Source organism: Croceibacter sp. (assembly GCF_002716225.1).
GTDB classification, from domain to species: Bacteria; Bacteroidota; Bacteroidia; order Flavobacteriales; family Flavobacteriaceae; genus Croceibacter; species Croceibacter atlanticus.
Window position 1 is genome coordinate 463,950 of record NZ_PAZX01000007.1, and the last position, 18,302, is coordinate 482,251.

The following is an 18,302-nucleotide window of genomic DNA, read 5'->3' on the forward strand; positions in this document are numbered from 1 at the left end:
ATGTTTAGTTTGATAAGTTAATAGGAATCATACCGTATTTTCCAGATAGGTCATTAAACCAAATCTCGTAAGCATCTGCTACTGGAATTGGAATTTCTCCTGCATCTGTAGAGGCTTGTCCAGAAAACTCACTAGTGCCACCCCAAAGAGTTCCATCTAAACTAAATTGAATACCACCAGTATTTAGATCTGTTGAAAGAACAGACCAGATATGAGGATCAAAAGTAGATTGTGTCATAGCAACATCTTCTGTAGTTGAAGAGCCTGTAATTGTTACTTGTGTGTAATCTGTTGCGCTAGCTTCATCAAAAAGATCTATGCTAAATGTACGTTCTGCAAGATCTATTGTAAATGAGTAATACCCTTCTGAAGGGACACTAAAAACGCCTGGATCATCTCCAGAACCATCATTTACATTTACTTCGTCACCACCGTTTGTTCCCCATTGTGGTTGCCATTGTCCTCTTACTTCAAGAAGTTTAAATGCCATATCTCCACTTAAGAAACGACCTGTATAGGTGTATAGGTTATCGTTTTGAGAATCTCTGTAAAGTAGTGGATTTTCGTTGTTGTTATTCCAATCTGCTTCTGTTGCGTTACCAACTAAATACAAATCTTTAAAAGGATAGGTAAAGAATGGATAGATTTCGAAAACAACAGTGTTTGATGTTGCTGCTAAGCTATTTGTAGTTCCTATTGAAGAATTAACTCTCACATAAACATCTGACCAGTTAAAAGGAGCTAACCCTATTTGGCTTGCTTTTTTATTTAAGTCGTTAACAGTTAGCGTGATTGCATTTGGCCTTCCTTTAGTTACAGTACCTAATGATAAGGCGTCTGTGAACTCTGCATTTGTAGCCATTTGTACGTCATACTTAATCTCTGTAGGTACGTTATAATCTGCTTCTTCCCAAGATATGGTAACTGCAGGATTGTCTACATTGCTAGCATCTAATAAGATGCTCGTAATGTCAAGTTCTAAAGCCACTGGCTGTGCAGTAAGCTCTGCTTGAAAATCTGTTGAATCGTCTTCACTACAGGCACTAACTAAAAGGCCTAGTAGGAAAAGCGACGCAATTTTAAGGTTCTTTATCATAATTATTGTTTTAATTGTATTGAATTAATAACCTGGATTCTGTATTAAGTTCGGGTTTGTTGCTATACTCGAACTAGGAATTGGGTAAAGTGTTCTTGTAGCTTCGATAGATGCTCCATCTGGGCTGTCTCCTTTGTACTCCCAAACGTATTGGTTGCCTGTAAATAAACCAAAACGAATAAGGTCTTGTCTTCTGTGGCCTTCCCAATGTAATTCTCTTGCGCGTTCGTCAATAATAAAATCTAGTGTTAATTGGCTATTTGTAATGTTACCTTGCGTACTACCAAAAGCACGCTCTCTTAATTCATTAATATAACCTACAGCTAGATCTAAGCTTCCGCCGCCACCTCTTAAGTGAGCTTCGGCGTACATTAGATAAACATCTGCAAATCTAAAAATAGGGAAATCTGCATCTGAGAATGTTAGGTCAGATCCTTGTTCTCCTGTTGATGTTCTGTTAGAGTATTTTGTAAGAATATAACCATTATTTCCTTCAGAAACTGGCTGTACGCTTATAGGTCTGCCACTAGTAATTAATGAATTTCTTTGGTCATTGTTGTAAAGACCGTCTTCAAATAGTTGAGAAAACTCTCTACGTAGTCTAAACAAACCTCCAAATCCTCCAGCACTAACACCTAAAGACTCTCCATTTTGCTCCATCTTACCAACTTGACCTTGTACTAAAATTGTAGTACCACCAAAGTTTTGAGCAAATAAACCATCGTTTACAGATGGTAACATAATCTCATTCTGTGCACCATTTGTATTGTTATCTGCCAAGAAATTATCTAAATAGTTTGGAGTAAGTGTATAACCACTACCAATAAGCTCTTCACAAATATTTAAACAGTCTGTATAACGGTTAGTTCCTATATACACTTCTGCATTAAGGTAAAGTTTAGCTAAAATCATCTTAGCAACACCTTGGTCTGCACGACCATACTCATTTTGTAATGCTGGTGCTAAGTCTGTTTGTGCTTCTAGAAGCTCTGTTTCAATAAAGTTAAATAACTCTTCGCCTACAATTTCTTGTGGAGGTGTAGCAGAACCAATAACATCATTCTCTGTAACAAAAGCAGCTTTTCCAAACATATCTAATAAATGGTAATATGATAATGCTCGTAATACTCTAGCTTCTGCTCTAAATTGAGTGATGTCTTGTCTTAAGTCATCAGAAACACCTCTTGAGTCTAATAGTTCGTCTGTGGTTTGTCTTAAGAATTCATTTGCTAATGTAACTGAAAAAGACGCTCTTGCAAATACTCCTAATATTAAAGGATTTTCTGCGTCCCAAGTACCACGTTGTATACCTCTAATTCCTGGATCATTTTCGAATGTGAAAATAGATTCGTCTGTTGAAAGGTTTTGTAAGTTATATAACCCTCTAATGTATTGTCCAGTACCAGCATCTAAGCCTCCAATATTTGAGCTGCCTGCGCCGCTTAAGCCAGAAAGCGAAAGGTTGGCATAAACACCAGCTAATAAACTAGTATAGCTGTTAGAGTCTGCAAAAAACTCGTCTTCCAAAAGTAATTCTGGATCGTTAGGTGTTACATCTAGGTCTCCTTCACAAGACGTGGTCAATGTGAAGACTGCTAATAACAGTAATAGTATATTGATTTGAATTTTCATTATATCTTTAATTTATAGATGTTATTAAAATTTGTAATTAGCTCCAAATTGGTACACTCTAGCTCTAGGGAAAATGGTGTTATCTACACCAGATGCACCTACTTCTGGATCTAAGCCGCTATAGTCTGTAATAACAAATGCATTTTGTACACCTGTCCAGATTCTTAAACTATCTCCCCATTTAGTATCATCTAATTGGATAGTGTATCCTAAAGTAGCATTATCCATTCTTAAGAATGATGCATCTTCAAGATATATGTCTGATCTTATAATTTCGTCTGTACTTTGAGTAAAGTTAGTTTCTAATACAGATGTAGGTATGTTAGCTAAGAAACCATTACTGTTTAAATTGTTATAGTATGCATTGTTAGAGCTTACATTGTTATAAACGTAATTTCCTAAGCTAGCTCTTAAAAATACAGAAAGGTCAAACCCTTTATAGTTTACTGTAGAAGAAAAACCTAATAACACGTCTGGATCTGGATTTTTAGAAATAAATCGGTCATTGTTGTCTATTAACCCATCACCATTAAGATCTACGAATGCACCTTCAATAGGGTTTCCGCTTGCATCATAAACTTGCTTATAAACATAAAAAGAACCTGGAGCAAAGCCTTCTCTCTGTAAACCAATAGTACCACCAGTACCACCAGCAATTCCTGTAGTTTCAATATCTAAACCAAAAGCAAGATCTTCAATTTCTCTATCTAAGAAAGCAGCATTAAAGTTTACGTTCCAGTTTAAGTCTTCTTGCTGAATGATATCAGAATTTATAGTAAACTCTAAACCTTTAGAGCTAAAACTACCAATATTTAAAAAGCCTTGGTTACTAAAGTTAGAACCATCTGCGATTGGTACAAAAGATAATAAGTCTTCTGAAATGTTTTTATAAACTTCAACAGAACCAGAAATGCGATTATTAAAGAAACCGTAATCTAAACCAATGTTAGTTTGCTTAGTCTCTTCCCACTTAAGCAACTCATTTCTAAATTGTGGCTGTGCAATAGGAATAGAGCCGTCTCCAAATTGATATTGAGAGTTAGGTTCTCCTAAAGCAAAGCGACTTGTAAACAATAAAGACTGACCAATATTTTGTTGCCCAGTTACACCATAACTTGCTCTTAATTTTAAGAAGTTAAACTTTTCAGACTCTGCAAAGAAATCGTCACTAATTGTCCAACCTGCAGAAACACTTGGGAATGTACCAAAACGCTCATCTGGGCTAAATCTAGATGTACCATCTCTAGTAACAGATGCAGATAAGAAGTACTTATCTTTATAAGACACCTCACCTTTACCTATGTAGGTTAATAAAACTACTTCTGGGTCTATATTAGTAGTAGGAACAATAAGGGTGTTTGGGTCATTTTGTTCTCCAGTAGAAAAACTTTGTGATTCAAATTTTTGGTAGTTATATACACCTTGTACCCCTAAAGTAAAGTCGTTTATAGTTTTGTCGTAACGTAATTGAAAGTTAAACTGCTGGTTAGTTCTTTCGTTTTCATAAGCACTGCTGTTTCCTAGTAAAACAGTTTCACCTTCGTCGTTTACTATTCTTACACCCAAGGCACTTTCTTCAGGTCTCATAAAAGTACCTTTACCAGTACTCTTATCATATCCTAAGTTTAATAATGCACTAAACTCTGGTGCAAAGTGAAACTTATAATCTAATACAACATTACCAAAATAACGTGTTACTTCACTAACATTTCTAGTTTGCATAAGCTCTGCTACTGGGTTCCTAGCAACATTGGCTAGTGGATCTCCATTTGAATCTGTAAACTCAAAGAAACCACCATAAGCAGATCCTTCTTGGTAAATAGGTTGTGTTGGGTCAAAACGCAAAGCACCACCTTCAACACCAGGACTAAACCTGTTATCCTCTAGAGTAAGGTTAGCATTAAGGCTTACTTTTAAGTGGTCATCAAATAAACTAGGGTTAACACGTAAAGAGTAGGCATTACTTTGAAACTCCGATGTTTTTCTTAATCCAGGTCTATCTGTAAAACGCGCAGAAAACCTTACTGGTAATGTGTTTTTAAACAAAGAACCATTTAAAGACAGGTTACTATCAAAAGTTACTTGATTTTCATAAATCTCATCTTGCCAATCTGTATTTGCATCACCTAATAATCCTACATCTTGAGGACGCTGCTCGGCTACTAATGCTCTAAACTCATCTGCAGAAAATACATCTATAGTTTTAGCAAGTGTGTTATAACCTACTTGTGTATTAAACTCTGCCTTAAACTTCTTACCACCTTTTTTAGTTGTGATAATAATTACACCATTTGAGGCTCTACTACCATACACTGCTGTAGATGCAGCATCTTTAAGAACAGTAAAAGACTCAATGTCTGAAGGGTTAATAGTAGATAATATAGATCTTGCACCGCCTACGGCATCATTATCTATAGGTAAACCATCTATAACTATAAGAGGTTGGTTAGAGGCACTTAGAGAAGCACCACCACGAATTCTTATGTCTGATCCTGAACCTGGTGCACCACTAGTATTAATAGATAAACCAGCAACACGACCGCTTAATAAGTTTTCTGGTGTCGCAATGTTACCTTGATTAAAATCTTTTTCTGTAACCGCAGTTAATGCACCTGTGGAGCTTTTCATGGTTGTAGTTCCATATCCCACAATAATTACTTCATTTAATTTTGCGGCATCTTCCTTCATTGCAAATGATAGGTTAGATTGGCCAGTATAGGTAATTTCTTGTTTTTGAAACCCAACATAGGTTACTACAACAACATCACCAGAATTTAGAGAAATTGAGAAATTTCCATCAAAATCGGTGGAGGTTCCATTTGCGGTACCCTTAATTAAAATATTTGCTCCAGGTATTGGTAATCCAGAGGCAGCTTCAGTTACTGTTCCAGTCACAATATCCTGCGCAAATAAAGAGAGCGGAAATAGCACAAACAGCCATAAACATTTAGTAAGTAATTTCATATAAAATAGTAATGAGTTAGTAAATGATTGTACTTAATAGATTCACTTTTCGTTGTTAAAAATATATAAATCATTAAGTAAACTTTAAGAAATAAAAAATTATCCTCAGCGAAAACGTTTTCGTGTTGACAACTTTCTATTTATGACAATATTTCATTAACATCCGTTTGAGATAAAAGGTTAATAATTATGCATTACCTTTATTGCGAATACAATATCCCATGAATAAAAAAGTCACATTAAAGTCAATTGCCAAGGAGTTAGATGTATCAATTTCAACAGTTTCAAAAGCGTTAAAAGACAGTCCAGAAATTAGTAAGGATACAAAGCAGAAAATTAAAGCATTTGCAAAATTTTATAATTACAAACCAAATAATATTGCTCTAAGTTTAAAGAACAGAAAAACTAAAACTTTGGGCATTATCATTCCAGAAATAGTACACCATTTTTTTACTACCGTAATTAAAGGTATAGAGCAAGTTGCTAATGATGAAGGTTATAATGTAATTGTATGTCTTTCTAATAACTCATTTGATAAGGAAGTTATAAACATGGAGATACTTGCTAATGGCAGTACAGATGGTTTTATAATGTCTGTCGCTAAAGAAACACAACAAAAGAAAGATTATCACCATTTGGTTGAAACCATAAACCAAGGTATGCCAGTTGTTATGTTTGATAGGATGATTCCAGAAATTAACTGCGATAAAGTTATTATAGATGATAAGAAAGGCGCACGACAGGCGGTTCAGTTTCTAATTGATAAAGGAGCAAAAAAGGTTGCGCTATTAACTACAGTAGATTATGTGAGCGTAGGAAAATTAAGAACTACAGGATATTTAGAATGCTTAGAAAGTAATGATTTGCCTATTGATGAATCCTTAATTCTCAAAATAGAAGATATGGACCATTATGCTGAAAAAATTGAAGAATTTTTGAAGCAAACCTCTTGTGATAGTATTTTTGCAGTTAATGAACATTTTGCTGTAGAGGCTATTAGAGCCTTAAGGACACAAGGAAAGTCTGTACCAGAAGATGTCTCTGTAATTGCATTTACAGATGGCGAATTGTCTAAACATTTCATACCAAGTCTTACTACAATTAATCAAAAAGGCTTAGAAATGGGTGCAACTGCAGCAAAACTACTTATTGATAAACTTGAGCGTCCAGAAGATGAAAAAGAGCTCTACCAAACCGTTATACTCGAAACATCACTTATTGAAAGAGAATCTACAAAATAAGATAACATTGCTTTTTTAGACATTTCTAAAAATTAGTTTATATTTGACCCGATTATCAAACTTAATGATTCACTTTTCGCTGTTAAGTCTTGATAATTATTCTTTGTTAAGGCTTATCGTCTTGTTTAATTAATACAAACGATATGCAAAAACCCAAGTTAAGTTTTTGGGAAATCTGGAACATGAGTTTCGGGTTTCTTGGTATTCAGTTTGGTTTTGCTCTGCAAAACGCAAACACCTCAAGAATATTTGAAACCTTAGGTGCTCAAGTAGAAGATATTCCTATACTTTGGATAGCTGCTCCTGTTACAGGATTAGTTGTACAACCTATAATTGGTTATTTTTCAGACAGAACCTGGACAAAATTAGGTAGGCGTCGCCCTTATTTCCTAATTGGCGCAATCTTATCATCTATAGCTTTATTTATGATGCCTAACTCTCCATCATTATGGATTGCGGCAGGTACACTTTGGATTATGGATGCCTCCATAAATATTTCAATGGAGCCTTTTAGAGCTTTTGTAGGAGATAACCTTCCAGACAGACAACGTACTTTAGGCTTTGCTATGCAAAGTTTCTTTATTGGTATAGGTGCTGTTGTCGGGTCTTTACTACCATATATTTTCACCAATTGGATTGGTTTAGAAAATACAGCGGCAGAAGGTGTTATACCGCCATCTGTAAAGTGGTCTTTTTATGTAGGTGGCGTGGTATTTTTAATGGCAGTCTTGTGGACCGTTTTTAAATCTAAAGAATATTCTCCTAAAGAATTAGAGGCTTTTGAAGCCGCTTCTAACGCTAAAGCATCTTTACAGCCTAAAATAGAAAACAGAGAAAAAAACATTAAAAACCAGCAAACTATAGGTTTGGTGATGGCTGCAATTGGAGCAATTATAAGCTACTATATCTACGCAAATTCACTCACTAAAGAACTATATATCTTGTTTGTCGGTTTAATTGTATTAGGCACCTTATTTATTATAGTAGCTCAACTTAGAAAACAAAACATAAGAAATGGATTTACCATTATTATGACAGATATGTTGAATATGCCCGAAACCATGAAACAATTGGCTTGGGTACAATTCTTTTCTTGGTTTGCATTATTCTCAATGTGGATTTACACCACAGCATCAGTAACTGGACACGTATTTGGTACTACAGATACTACAACTGTATTATATAATGACTCTGCAGATTGGGTTACTGTTATGTTTACAGTTTATAATGGTGTCGCTGCAGCAGTTGCATTTTTGCTGCCAGTACTTGCTAAACGTACAAGCAACAAATTTACACATATGCTAGCTTTAGTAATGGGAGGCTTAGGTTTAATATCTATCTACTTTGTAACTACTAAAGTAGGATTATTGTTGGCAATGGTAGGTGTTGGTGTGGCTTGGGCAAGTATATTGTCAATTCCTTACGCGTTGCTTTCTGGCTCATTGCCTTCAGCTAAAATGGGATATTATATGGGTGTATTTAACTTTTTTATAGTAATACCTCAAATAGTAGCTGCTACAATCTTAGGCTTTTTAGTTAAAGAATATTTTAATAGCGAACCAATTTATGCTCTAATCATAGGTGGTTTTGCTATGATCCTTTCTGGACTATTAACATTAAGGGTTAAAACCAATAAAAAATTAAACATTAGTGATGCAACAAACTAAAGGATTCATATTCGATTTAGATGGTGTAATTGTCGATACCGCCAAATACCATTTCTTAGCTTGGCGCAGTTTAGCGAACCAGTTAGGTTTCGACTTTACTGAAAACGATAACGAAAAGCTAAAAGGCATAAGTAGAGTAAAATCGCTTGAGATGATCCTAGAATGGGGAAACATCACTTTGCCTGAAGAAGAGTTTAATAAGCAAATGGCATTAAAAAATGAAGAGTATTTAGCACATATAAGTGATATGAATGCCTCTGAAATACTGCCAGATGTTGAGAAAACATTAGAGTACTTAAAAAATAAACAACAAAAAATAGCCTTAGGGTCTGCAAGTAAAAACGCATCTCCAATTCTAGAACGCGTTGGTTTGTTAGATACATTTAAGGTTATAGTAGATGGTAATGCCGTTACTAAAGGTAAGCCTAATCCAGAAGTCTTTTTAAAAGGAGCAAAAGGTTTAGACCTAAACCCAGAAGCATGTATAGTTTTTGAAGATTCAATCTCAGGCATACAAGCTGCAAACAAAGCTAACATGGTTAGTATTGGTATAGGAGACCCAAAGGTGCTTCACGAAGCAGATTATGTATTCAAAGATTTCACAGAGATTTCTGAAGCATTTATAAATAAATTAATTGAAAATGAAAACGCAACTCTAAAACAAAACTAAGAGTAGTGTTAATGACTATTGAAAATTTAAAGCAATGAATCAAGAATATATCACAGCCAACGCTTGGTCAATTATAGAAGATGATTTTGACAAAGACCGCGTAAAATCCTCAGAGAGCCTTTTTAGTTTAGGAAACGGTGCTATGGGACAACGTGCTAATTTTGAGGAAACTTATACAGGAGACACCTTTCAAGGTAGTTATATTGCTGGTGTTTATTATCCAGATAAAACACGTGTAGGTTGGTGGAAAAACGGATATCCAGAATATTTTGCCAAAGTACTAAATGCTCCAAACTGGATTGGGATCAATGTTACAGTTAATGGTGTAACTTTAGATTTAAATACCTGTAAAAGCATAACTAATTATAAGCGTGAACTTAATATGAAAGAAGGATGGTATGAGCGTTCATTTACTGCAGTCTTGCCAAATGATGTTGAGGTAAACGTAAGTGCAAAACGCTTCTTGTCGCTAACACATGATGAGCTTGGAGTTATTAATTATAAGGTAACTCCAGTTAATACAAAGGCCGTTATTGAATTTTCGCCCTATATAGATGCAGGTATTACTAATGAAGATACTAATTGGGATGATAAATTTTGGGATATACTATCTGTTACAGAAGCAGACCAACAAGGATTCATTGCCTCTAAAACTATGAAAACAGAATTCCATGTAGGAACTTACATGCAATCTCTAGTCTTTGTCGATGGGCAAAAGCAGAATTTAAAACCATCTGTCACCCAATCAGATTCAGAATTATATTATAAATACACATTAAATGTAAATAAAGGCGAAGAAGCTAGTATTCAAAAATTTGCGGGATATGTGACAGATATGAATCACAAAACATCTCAATTAATTGATGCAGCAAAGACAGTTCTTAAAGAAAGCATCAATTTAGGATATGAAACGTTGTTAAAACAGCAAAAAGATTCTTGGGCTTCAATTTGGGATATGGCAGACATTACTATTGATGGTGATGTAAAAGCACAGCAAGGTATAAGATTCAATATCTTCCAGCTTAACCAAACCTATTTAGGAAAAGATGAACGTTTAAATATTGGGCCTAAAGGTTTTACAGGTGAAAAATATGGTGGTAGCACATATTGGGATACAGAAGCGTATTGCATACCATTTTATATGGCAACCAAAGACCAAAATGTAGCAAGAAGCTTATTGGCTTACCGTTACAATCACCTAGATAAAGCTATTGAAAATGCTGAAAAGTTAGGCTTTACTAACGGTGCAGCATTATACCCAATGGTTACTATGAATGGTGAGGAAAGCCATAACGAATGGGAAATAACCTTCGAAGAAATACATAGAAATGGTGCTATGGTTTATGCCATTTACAATTATGTAAGATACACAGGAGACTTTAGCTATATTCCAGAAATGGGATTAGAAGTTATGATAGCAATATCAAGATTCTGGTATCAGCGCTTTAACTATAGTCAAGAGAAAAACAAATTCGTAATGTTAGGCGTAACTGGTCCTAATGAGTACGAAAATAATGTAAATAATAATTGGTATACCAACTACTTTGCAAAATGGTGTATAGAGTACACTATGTTATGCTTAGATAAGGTTAAGGATGGTTATAGTGACGATTATAATCGCATTGTAGGCCATACTAAACTTAATGACTCGGAGCTAGACAAATGGCAAGAATTGGTAGACAATGTCTATTTACCGTATTCAGGTAAATATGATGTGTATTTACAGCAAGATAATTTCTTAGATAAAGAGTTAATACCGGTTTCAGAGCTTGATAAAACACAACGGCCAATTAATCAAAAATGGAGTTGGGATCGTATATTAAGATCGTGCTACATTAAGCAAGCAGATGTGTTACAAGGGTTTTATTTCTTCGAAGATCATTTTACAGAAGAAGAATTAGAGCGTCATTTTGACTTTTATGAACCACTTACAGTCCATGAATCCTCATTATCACCTTGCGTGCATAGTATACAAGCAGCAAAGTTGAATAGAATGGACCAAGCATATACATTTTATTTAAGAACATCTCGTTTAGATTTAGATGACTATAATAAGGAAGTAGAAGAAGGTTGCCATATTACAAGTATGGCAGGAACGTGGATGAGTATTGTTGAAGGATTTGGTGGTATGCGTGTTGTAAACGATACACTATCTTTTGAACCAAGGATCCCAAAAGAATGGGATGCATATTCCTTTAAAGTTAATTTCAGAAACCAAGTGGTTAAGGTAAATGTGTCTCAAAAAGGAAGCACGTTTGAGGTAGAAGGTAACTCAACTTTAAGCATTATCTTAAATGGAGAAGCGTTAAAAATTTCACCATCACAACCTGTAAAGGCATAATTTAAAACACATAATATGAATCGGTTAATAATAGCTATTTGTTTACTTCTAAGCATGCAAACAACGTTTGCACAGTTAGAAAGGTTGGAGCCACCAAATTGGTGGGCAGATATGAATTTAACATCAGTCCAACTGTTATGTTATGGTGAAAACATTTCAGATTATGAGGTGTCCTCTAAAGACATATCTATTGTAAATGTGGAGCGTACAGAAAATCCAAATTATCTGTTTGTTAATGTAAATTTTGAAGGGCTTTCTGCTGGAGAATATTCATTTAAGTTCAAAAAGAAAGGTTCAAAATCTTTCACTAAGGCTTTTGCCTTAAAAGAACGTGATGCAAACTCAAAAGAAAGAGAAAGCTTTAATTCAAGTGATTTGGTGTATTTAATAATGCCAGATCGTTTTGCCAATGGAGATACAAGTAATGACAGTATGCCAAGTGTTACAGAAAAAGTAAACAGAGCAGAACAAGGTGGCCGTCACGGTGGCGATTTACAAGGTGTAATTAATCAATTAGATTATTTAGAAGATCTTGGAGTTACTGCACTTTGGAGTACACCACTATTAGAAGATAACGACGCAAAATATTCTTATCACACCTATGCACAAAGCGATGTATATAAGATCGATCCACGTTATGGCACCAATGAGGATTATAAGCGCTTGGCTACCGAAATGGAACAACGCGATATGAAATTAATAATGGATTATGTGACCAATCATTGGGGTGCAGAACATTGGTTAATTAAAGATTTACCAGAACAAAGCTGGATTCATCAATTTGAAGACAATAAAGGCAAAGATTTTCCTTTAGATGGCTATGCCAACTCAAACTATAGGATGACAACACAGTACGATCCAAACGCATCTACAATAGATACACGTTACTGTGAAGATGGTTGGTTTACGAGTACAATGCCAGATTTAAACCAAAGCAACCCTAAAACGTTAACCTATTTAATACAAAATGCCATTTGGTGGATAGAGTATTCTGGGTTAGATGGTTTTCGTGTAGATACCTATTCATATAATGATAAAGAAGGCATCGCAAATTGGACAAAAGCTATTACAGATGAATATCCTAACTTTAATATTGTAGGAGAAGTTTGGCTACATAATCAAGCCCAAATAGCATATTGGCAAAAAGACAGCAAAATAGGAGCCTTGCAAAATTTTAATTCTCATTGCCCAAGCGTCATGGATTTTACACTTCATGATGCAATTGGTGTAATGTTTAAAGAAGACAACGCCAGCTGGAATGACGGAATGATTAAAGCGTACGATAATTTTGTGAATGACTTTTTATACCAAGACATAGACAATCTTATGGTTTTTGCAGAAAACCATGATACCGGACGTATAAACGAAATTTACAATGGGAGCCTAGACCATTATAAACTAGCAATGACGTTAGTGGCTACCACAAGAGGAACACCTCAAATTTATTACGGTAGTGAAATAGGAATGCGTGGCGACAAAGGAAAAGGAGATGGTGCTATACGACAAGATTTTCCTGGTGGTTGGGCTACAGATGCTAACAACGCCTTTACAAAAGATGGCCGTACAGAAGAGCAAGAGGCATATCATTTATTCTCTAAAACACTTTTCAATTTCAGAAAAGTGACACCAGCGTTACATACAGGAGAGTTATTACATTACCTTCCAGAAAATAACGTCTACGTATATTTCAGAAGTTTAGAAGATCAAACTGTAATGGTTGTATTAAATAATAATCCAGAAGAACAGACTTTAGATTTAAGTCGTTTTGCTGAAGGTATTAAGAAAGCTACAACAGGTAAAGAGTTATTTTCTCAAAACACACTAAATTTAGATGAACCCTTAACGGTTAAGGGAAAATCTCCATTAGTAATAAGCTTAAACTAAAAACAATGAAGTCAAATTTCCTTTTAATTTTTGGTCTTGTATTAACTGTCTTTGGCTGTAAGGAAATGACGTTACAGGTAAAAAAAGAGGCAGTTAAAGAAAAACAAATAGCAGAAGAGTTTGTGTTTAAAGCTTTAGATAGCGCAGTTTTAAAAGAAGGTAAGCTATTTAGGGTAGATTCTTTTCCGTCTCAATTTGTAGTCCCAAGAACGGTTGATGTTTGGGTACCAAAATCCTATTCCAAAGACAGCACGTATGTTGTGTTATATATGAATGATGGTCAAAATCTTTTTGATAGTACCACAACTTGGAACAAACAGGAATGGAAAGTAGATGAAACCTTAAGCAGATTAATACAACAAGATTCAATAAAAAATACAATTGTTGTAGGCGTGCACAGTATTCCAGAATTTAGGCATAGTGATTACTTTCCGCAAAAACCTTTAGAGCAACTTCCAAGCACAGCGTATGATTCTGTAGTGGTTATGGCAAAAAACAATGATGTCTCTAAAACAGAGTTTGTTTCTAATTCAGATAACTATTTAAAATTTTTAGTTGAAGAAGTTAAACCACAAATAGATGCTCAGTTCTCTACAAAAACAGGTGTTGAGCATACAGTAATTGCTGGAAGCAGTATGGGCGGATTAATTTCATGGTATGCAGTTACAGAATATCCTAGAATATTTGGAGGCGCAATTTGCATGTCTACACATTGGCCTGGCGCAATGCCGTTTGAAGGCAATCCGTTACCTGAAGCTTATTTTAGTTATCTGGAATCTAAATTACCAAGTCTAGAAACACATAAGTTTTATTTTGATTACGGAGACAAAACTCTAGATGCACTATATCCTCCATTTGCAACTCGAGTAGATGCTGTGTTTAAAGAAGCAGGTTTTACAGAAGATAATTTTAAAAATATGTTTTTTAAAGGCACAGATCATAGCGAGGCATCTTGGCAAAAACGATTACACATTCCTCTTAAATTCACATTATAATGATTCGAGTAAAACACATAGTGCCCTTTAGCTTAGTATTATTAGGACTATTAGTTGTGTCTTGTAACACTAAAGGAAAAGCATTAGGACAGCCTTCTGTTATTAAAGGTATGGCAACGCCAATACGTTTAGACGTAGATAGTACATCTGTATTGCTAACAGATTATTTTTTAAATGTTTCTGAAATAGATTCAACAAGTACCACTAAAGGATTTGAATCTTCCATAGATAAAGACAAGACAACACTCAAACTAAAAACCTTAGCAAACGCACCAGCATTAGGCAACCTAAGAGTGTGGACAAATGGTGTAGCTAATGATATACCGTTATTTAAAAGCGCTAAAGAATCTAAAACAATTTCATTTAAAGCTGAAGAAAATCAGTTTCAAACTGTTCAGTTAAAAGGAGAATTTACAAATTGGGGCACACAACCAATGCGCTATGCAAATGGAGAATGGACATATAGTGGAATTTTTAATCCTGGAAATCATCAATATGTTCTTATCGCAGATGGTAATGAAATGAATAATCCAGATGAAACAGAAACTGTTGATAATGGTATGGGCGGCACTAACTCTGTTATTTCTATTGGAAATAAGAATGCGTTAAAGCCAGAGCTTTCTACGGGAAAGAATAATGTGTCTGCTTTCACAGTAAAGATTAAAAACAACTACAACACTGTTTTAGCATATTTAGACAATCAACTTATTGATGGTTCGTATGAAGAAACAGATTCAGATGAAATTTATATAAAAATCCCAAAAGGTTTAAAAGGGCGTCATCTTATAAGAGTGTATGCATCTAATATAAACGGAAGAGGTAATGATATTTTAGTACCTCTCGAAAATAGTAGTGTTATAAGTGAAGCATCTAAATTAGAACGTACAGATTTTCACACTCAGATTATGTATTTCTTAATGGTAGATCGTTTTAAAGACGGCGATTTAACCAATACTAAAAAAGTTGATAACGACAGTATTTTACCAAAAGCCAATTATTATGGTGGCGATTTACAAGGTGTTTTAGACAAGATAAAGGACGGTTATTTTAAAGAATTAGGAATTAATACTGTGTGGTTGTCACCAATAACACAAAATCCCGAAGGCGCGTATGGTTTGTGGCCAGAACCTTTAACCAAATTTTCTGGATATCATGGATATTGGCCAATTAGTAATACAAAAATAGACTACCGCTTTGGAGATGAGGCCTTGTTTAAAGAGCTTATTGAAGAAGCTCACAAACAAGATATGAATGTTTTGCTGGACTATGTGGCAAATCACGTTCATGAAGAACATCCATTGTATAAAGAGCATCCAGAATGGGCAACAGAGTTATACTTGCCAGATGGTACGCTAAATACAGAACGTTGGGATGATCATAGATTAACAACTTGGTTTGATACGTTTATGCCAACACTTGATTTTAGCAAGCCAGAAGTGGTAGAAACTATGACAGATTCTGCAGCTTATTGGGTTACAAATTATGATTTAGATGGCTTTCGTCACGATGCCACAAAGCACATTCAATTAGACTTTTGGCGTACGCTAACACGTAAAGTTAAAGAACGCACAGACAGACCTATTTATCAAATAGGAGAAACCTACGGTAGTTATGAGCTAATTAATAGTTACATAAACACAGGAATGTTGGATGCGCAATTCGATTTTAACCTATACGATGCAGAAGTATCAACCTTTGCTAAAAATGAAACCTCTTTTGAGCGTTTAGCAAATACCTTGCAACAAGGCTTAAATTATTATGGAAGTCATCATTTAATGGGGAATATATCAGGTAACCAAGATAAGGCGCGCTTTATAAGTTATGCCTCTGGAGACGTAAGTTTTGAAGAAGATGCAAAAAAAGCAGGTTGGACACGTGAAATTACTATGAGTGACACTACGGCGTACAAAAAGTTGGCGCAGTTGCAGGCCTTCAACTTATCTGTACCAGGTATTCCAGTAATTTATTACGGAGATGAGTATGGTAGTATTGGCGGTAATGATCCAGATAACAGACGCTGGATGAAGTTTGAAAACTTAAACAATCAAGAAACTAAGCTCAAAAACACTGTAACATCATTAGTTAATAAGCGTAGAAACTCAATGGCACTTCAATATGGAGAAACCAAAATTTTAAGAGCAGATAAAGAGGTGATGATTATTGAGCGAAACTATTTTACAGAAGAAGTATATGTTGTTTTTAATAAAACAAATAAAGCTCAAGATATAAACGTAGATGGTAATACCATAACTGTTGAAGCAAACGGATTTAATTTTTTCGATAAATAACTTAAGACCCTAAATAAAACATACAAACAATGAAAATATATATTTCAGCTTTATTAATAGGACTTGCGTTTGTAGCATGTAAGTCAGAACCTAAACAAGAAGAGGTAACAGTAGAAACTCCTAAAGAGATTGCGCCAGTTAATGATGAAATGCTGGAAACAGCAATTATCTATGAGGCAAACATAAGACAGTATTCTAGTGAAGGTACTTTTAACGCCTTTACCAAAGACATTCCTGAGCTAAAGCAATTGGGTGTAAAAGTAATTTGGTTAATGCCAATATTTCCTATTTCAGAAACTAAACGTAAAGCTACTGGAGGCGATTTTGCAAGCCTTATTGAAGATGAGGCAGAGCGTGAAAAAATGTTAGGTAGTTATTATGCTGTTTCAGATTTTACAGAGGTAAATCCAGAATTTGGTACCAAAGAAGATTTTAGAGCACTTCTTAAAACGGCACATGATAATGATATGTATGTAATTTTAGACTGGGTGCCAAACCATACAGGTTGGGATCACGTTTGGATAAAAAATCATCCAGAATTTTATACTAAAAACGCTAAAGGAGAAATTACAGATCCATTAAACGAAGATGGAGAGCCAGTTGGTTGGGCAGATGTTGCAGACCTAGATTACAGTAATGAGAACTTACGTAACGAAATGATTTCAGATATGAAATATTGGTTGTCTGAAGAAGGTGTAGATGGCTTTAGATGTGATGTTGCTGGTAGTGTACCATTAGATTTTTGGGAGCAAGCTATACCACAACTTCGTGATACTAAAGATGTATTTATGTTAGCTGAAGCTTGGGAGCCAGAATTATTAAGAGCTAATTTATTTGATATGGCTTACGCTTGGGATGGTCATCATATGATGAACGCAATTGCATCTGGAGAAAAGGATGCGTCTGCTTTTAAAGACTACCTATCTAAAGTTGAAACCGACTACGAAGACAATGACATCTTAATGAATTTTGTAACAAACCACGACGAAAACTCTTGGAATGGAACTATTAAGGAGCGTATGGGTTCTAATGCAAGTGCAATGACAGCGTTGTCATACACAATGCCTGGAATGCCACTAATTTATAGTGGTCAAGAATACGATCTAGATCACAGGTTAAAGTTTTTTGAAAAGGATAGTATACCAAAAACAAAAGCTAATATGTGGCCATTGTTAGAAAAATTAGGGCAACTTAAGACAGAAAACAAAGCGCTTCATGGAGGTAAAGATGCTGCAACAATATCTATTTTAGAAACATCTAAGCCAAATGCTATCATTGCTTTTAAAAGAGAGAAAGCAGAAGACCAATTGGTATATTTAGCAAATGTATCTAATAACCCAATTACATTTACTGTACAATTAGAAGGTGTATATGTAGATGAAATGACAGGAAAAGAAATTGCGCTAGCTAAAGATCAGGAACACACATTAAAAGGAAATCAATACGTTATTTATACCAATAAATAATCTAACATATTATGTTTCGGTTAAACCTGTAATATATCGCTTAAGATATGTTACAGGT

General features: G+C 34.9%; 11 protein-coding genes. 8 read left to right on the top strand and 3 right to left on the bottom strand.

Annotation, left to right across the window (positions count from 1 at the left end; translation table 11 throughout):
- Positions 1–4 precede the first annotated feature (4 nt).
- From CL818_RS05860 to CL818_RS05870, 3 genes are read right to left on the bottom strand one after another with little or no spacing between them, the layout of a single operon-like run.
- Positions 5–1,096, bottom strand: a complete 1,092-nt coding sequence (locus CL818_RS05860; protein WP_272972619.1) for a SusE domain-containing protein — start codon at positions 1,094–1,096, stop codon at positions 5–7.
- A 24-nt stretch (positions 1,097–1,120) separates the two neighbouring features.
- Positions 1,121–2,728 (bottom strand): RagB/SusD family nutrient uptake outer membrane protein, encoded by a 1,608-nt coding sequence (locus tag CL818_RS05865; protein ID WP_272972618.1) that lies wholly within the window; start codon positions 2,726–2,728, stop codon positions 1,121–1,123.
- Positions 2,729–2,752: 24 nt separating this feature from the next.
- Positions 2,753–5,692 (bottom strand): SusC/RagA family TonB-linked outer membrane protein, encoded by a 2,940-nt coding sequence (locus CL818_RS05870; RefSeq protein ID WP_272972617.1) that lies wholly within the window; start codon positions 5,690–5,692, stop codon positions 2,753–2,755.
- 221 nt (positions 5,693–5,913) lie between these two features.
- On the opposite strand from CL818_RS05870, the gene CL818_RS05875 reads away from it, so the two are divergent.
- The 8 genes from CL818_RS05875 to CL818_RS05910 all read left to right on the top strand — a co-directional run bounded on the left by CL818_RS05875 (position 5,914) and on the right by CL818_RS05910 (position 18,244).
- The gene (locus CL818_RS05875; protein WP_013186779.1) at positions 5,914–6,933 is read left to right on the top strand and encodes a LacI family DNA-binding transcriptional regulator; all 1,020 of its coding nucleotides are present in this window, start codon (positions 5,914–5,916) and stop codon (positions 6,931–6,933) included.
- Between the two features lie 143 nt (positions 6,934–7,076).
- On the top strand, positions 7,077–8,600 hold the full coding sequence (locus tag CL818_RS05880; protein ID WP_272972616.1) for an MFS transporter: 1,524 nt from the start codon (positions 7,077–7,079) through the stop codon (positions 8,598–8,600).
- Positions 8,587–9,270, top strand: a complete 684-nt coding sequence (gene pgmB, locus CL818_RS05885) for a beta-phosphoglucomutase (protein WP_272972615.1) — start codon at positions 8,587–8,589, stop codon at positions 9,268–9,270. Before CL818_RS05880 ends, pgmB begins: the two co-directional genes overlap by 14 nt.
- A gap of 34 nt (positions 9,271–9,304) precedes the next feature.
- A complete protein-coding gene (mdxK, locus tag CL818_RS05890; protein WP_272972614.1) occupies positions 9,305–11,611 on the top strand; it encodes a maltose phosphorylase MdxK in 2,307 nt (768 codons plus the stop codon).
- Positions 11,612–11,665: 54 nt separating this feature from the next.
- Entirely contained in the window at positions 11,666–13,495 is a 1,830-nt protein-coding gene (locus CL818_RS05895) for a glycoside hydrolase family 13 protein (RefSeq protein ID WP_286972220.1), read from the top strand.
- A gap of 5 nt (positions 13,496–13,500) precedes the next feature.
- Entirely contained in the window at positions 13,501–14,490 is a 990-nt protein-coding gene (locus CL818_RS05900; RefSeq protein ID WP_272972612.1) for an alpha/beta hydrolase, read from the top strand.
- Entirely contained in the window at positions 14,490–16,778 is a 2,289-nt protein-coding gene (locus CL818_RS05905; RefSeq protein WP_272972611.1) for an alpha-amylase family glycosyl hydrolase, read from the top strand. Before CL818_RS05900 ends, CL818_RS05905 begins: the two co-directional genes overlap by 1 nt.
- A gap of 29 nt (positions 16,779–16,807) precedes the next feature.
- Positions 16,808–18,244 (top strand): alpha-amylase family glycosyl hydrolase, encoded by a 1,437-nt coding sequence (locus tag CL818_RS05910; RefSeq protein ID WP_272972610.1) that lies wholly within the window; start codon positions 16,808–16,810, stop codon positions 18,242–18,244.
- Positions 18,245–18,302: the final 58 nt, after the last annotated feature.

What these genes read in the sequence shown, in the direction of transcription:
- pgmB (WP_272972615.1), top strand. Translation starts at nt 8,587, where the DNA reads ATGCAACAAACTAAAGGATTCATATTCGATTTAGATGGTGTAATTGTC.
- CL818_RS05865 (WP_272972618.1), bottom strand. Translation starts at nt 2,728, where the DNA reads ATGAAAATTCAAATCAATATACTATTACTGTTATTAGCAGTCTTCACA.
- CL818_RS05860 (WP_272972619.1), bottom strand. Translation starts at nt 1,096, where the DNA reads ATGATAAAGAACCTTAAAATTGCGTCGCTTTTCCTACTAGGCCTTTTA.
- CL818_RS05900 (WP_272972612.1), top strand. Translation starts at nt 13,501, where the DNA reads ATGAAGTCAAATTTCCTTTTAATTTTTGGTCTTGTATTAACTGTCTTT.
- CL818_RS05870 (WP_272972617.1), bottom strand. Translation starts at nt 5,692, where the DNA reads ATGAAATTACTTACTAAATGTTTATGGCTGTTTGTGCTATTTCCGCTC.
- CL818_RS05910 (WP_272972610.1), top strand. Translation starts at nt 16,808, where the DNA reads ATGAAAATATATATTTCAGCTTTATTAATAGGACTTGCGTTTGTAGCA.
- CL818_RS05895 (WP_286972220.1), top strand. Translation starts at nt 11,666, where the DNA reads ATGCAAACAACGTTTGCACAGTTAGAAAGGTTGGAGCCACCAAATTGG.
- CL818_RS05880 (WP_272972616.1), top strand. Translation starts at nt 7,077, where the DNA reads ATGCAAAAACCCAAGTTAAGTTTTTGGGAAATCTGGAACATGAGTTTC.
- mdxK (WP_272972614.1), top strand. Translation starts at nt 9,305, where the DNA reads ATGAATCAAGAATATATCACAGCCAACGCTTGGTCAATTATAGAAGAT.
- CL818_RS05875 (WP_013186779.1), top strand. Translation starts at nt 5,914, where the DNA reads ATGAATAAAAAAGTCACATTAAAGTCAATTGCCAAGGAGTTAGATGTA.
- CL818_RS05905 (WP_272972611.1), top strand. Translation starts at nt 14,490, where the DNA reads ATGATTCGAGTAAAACACATAGTGCCCTTTAGCTTAGTATTATTAGGA.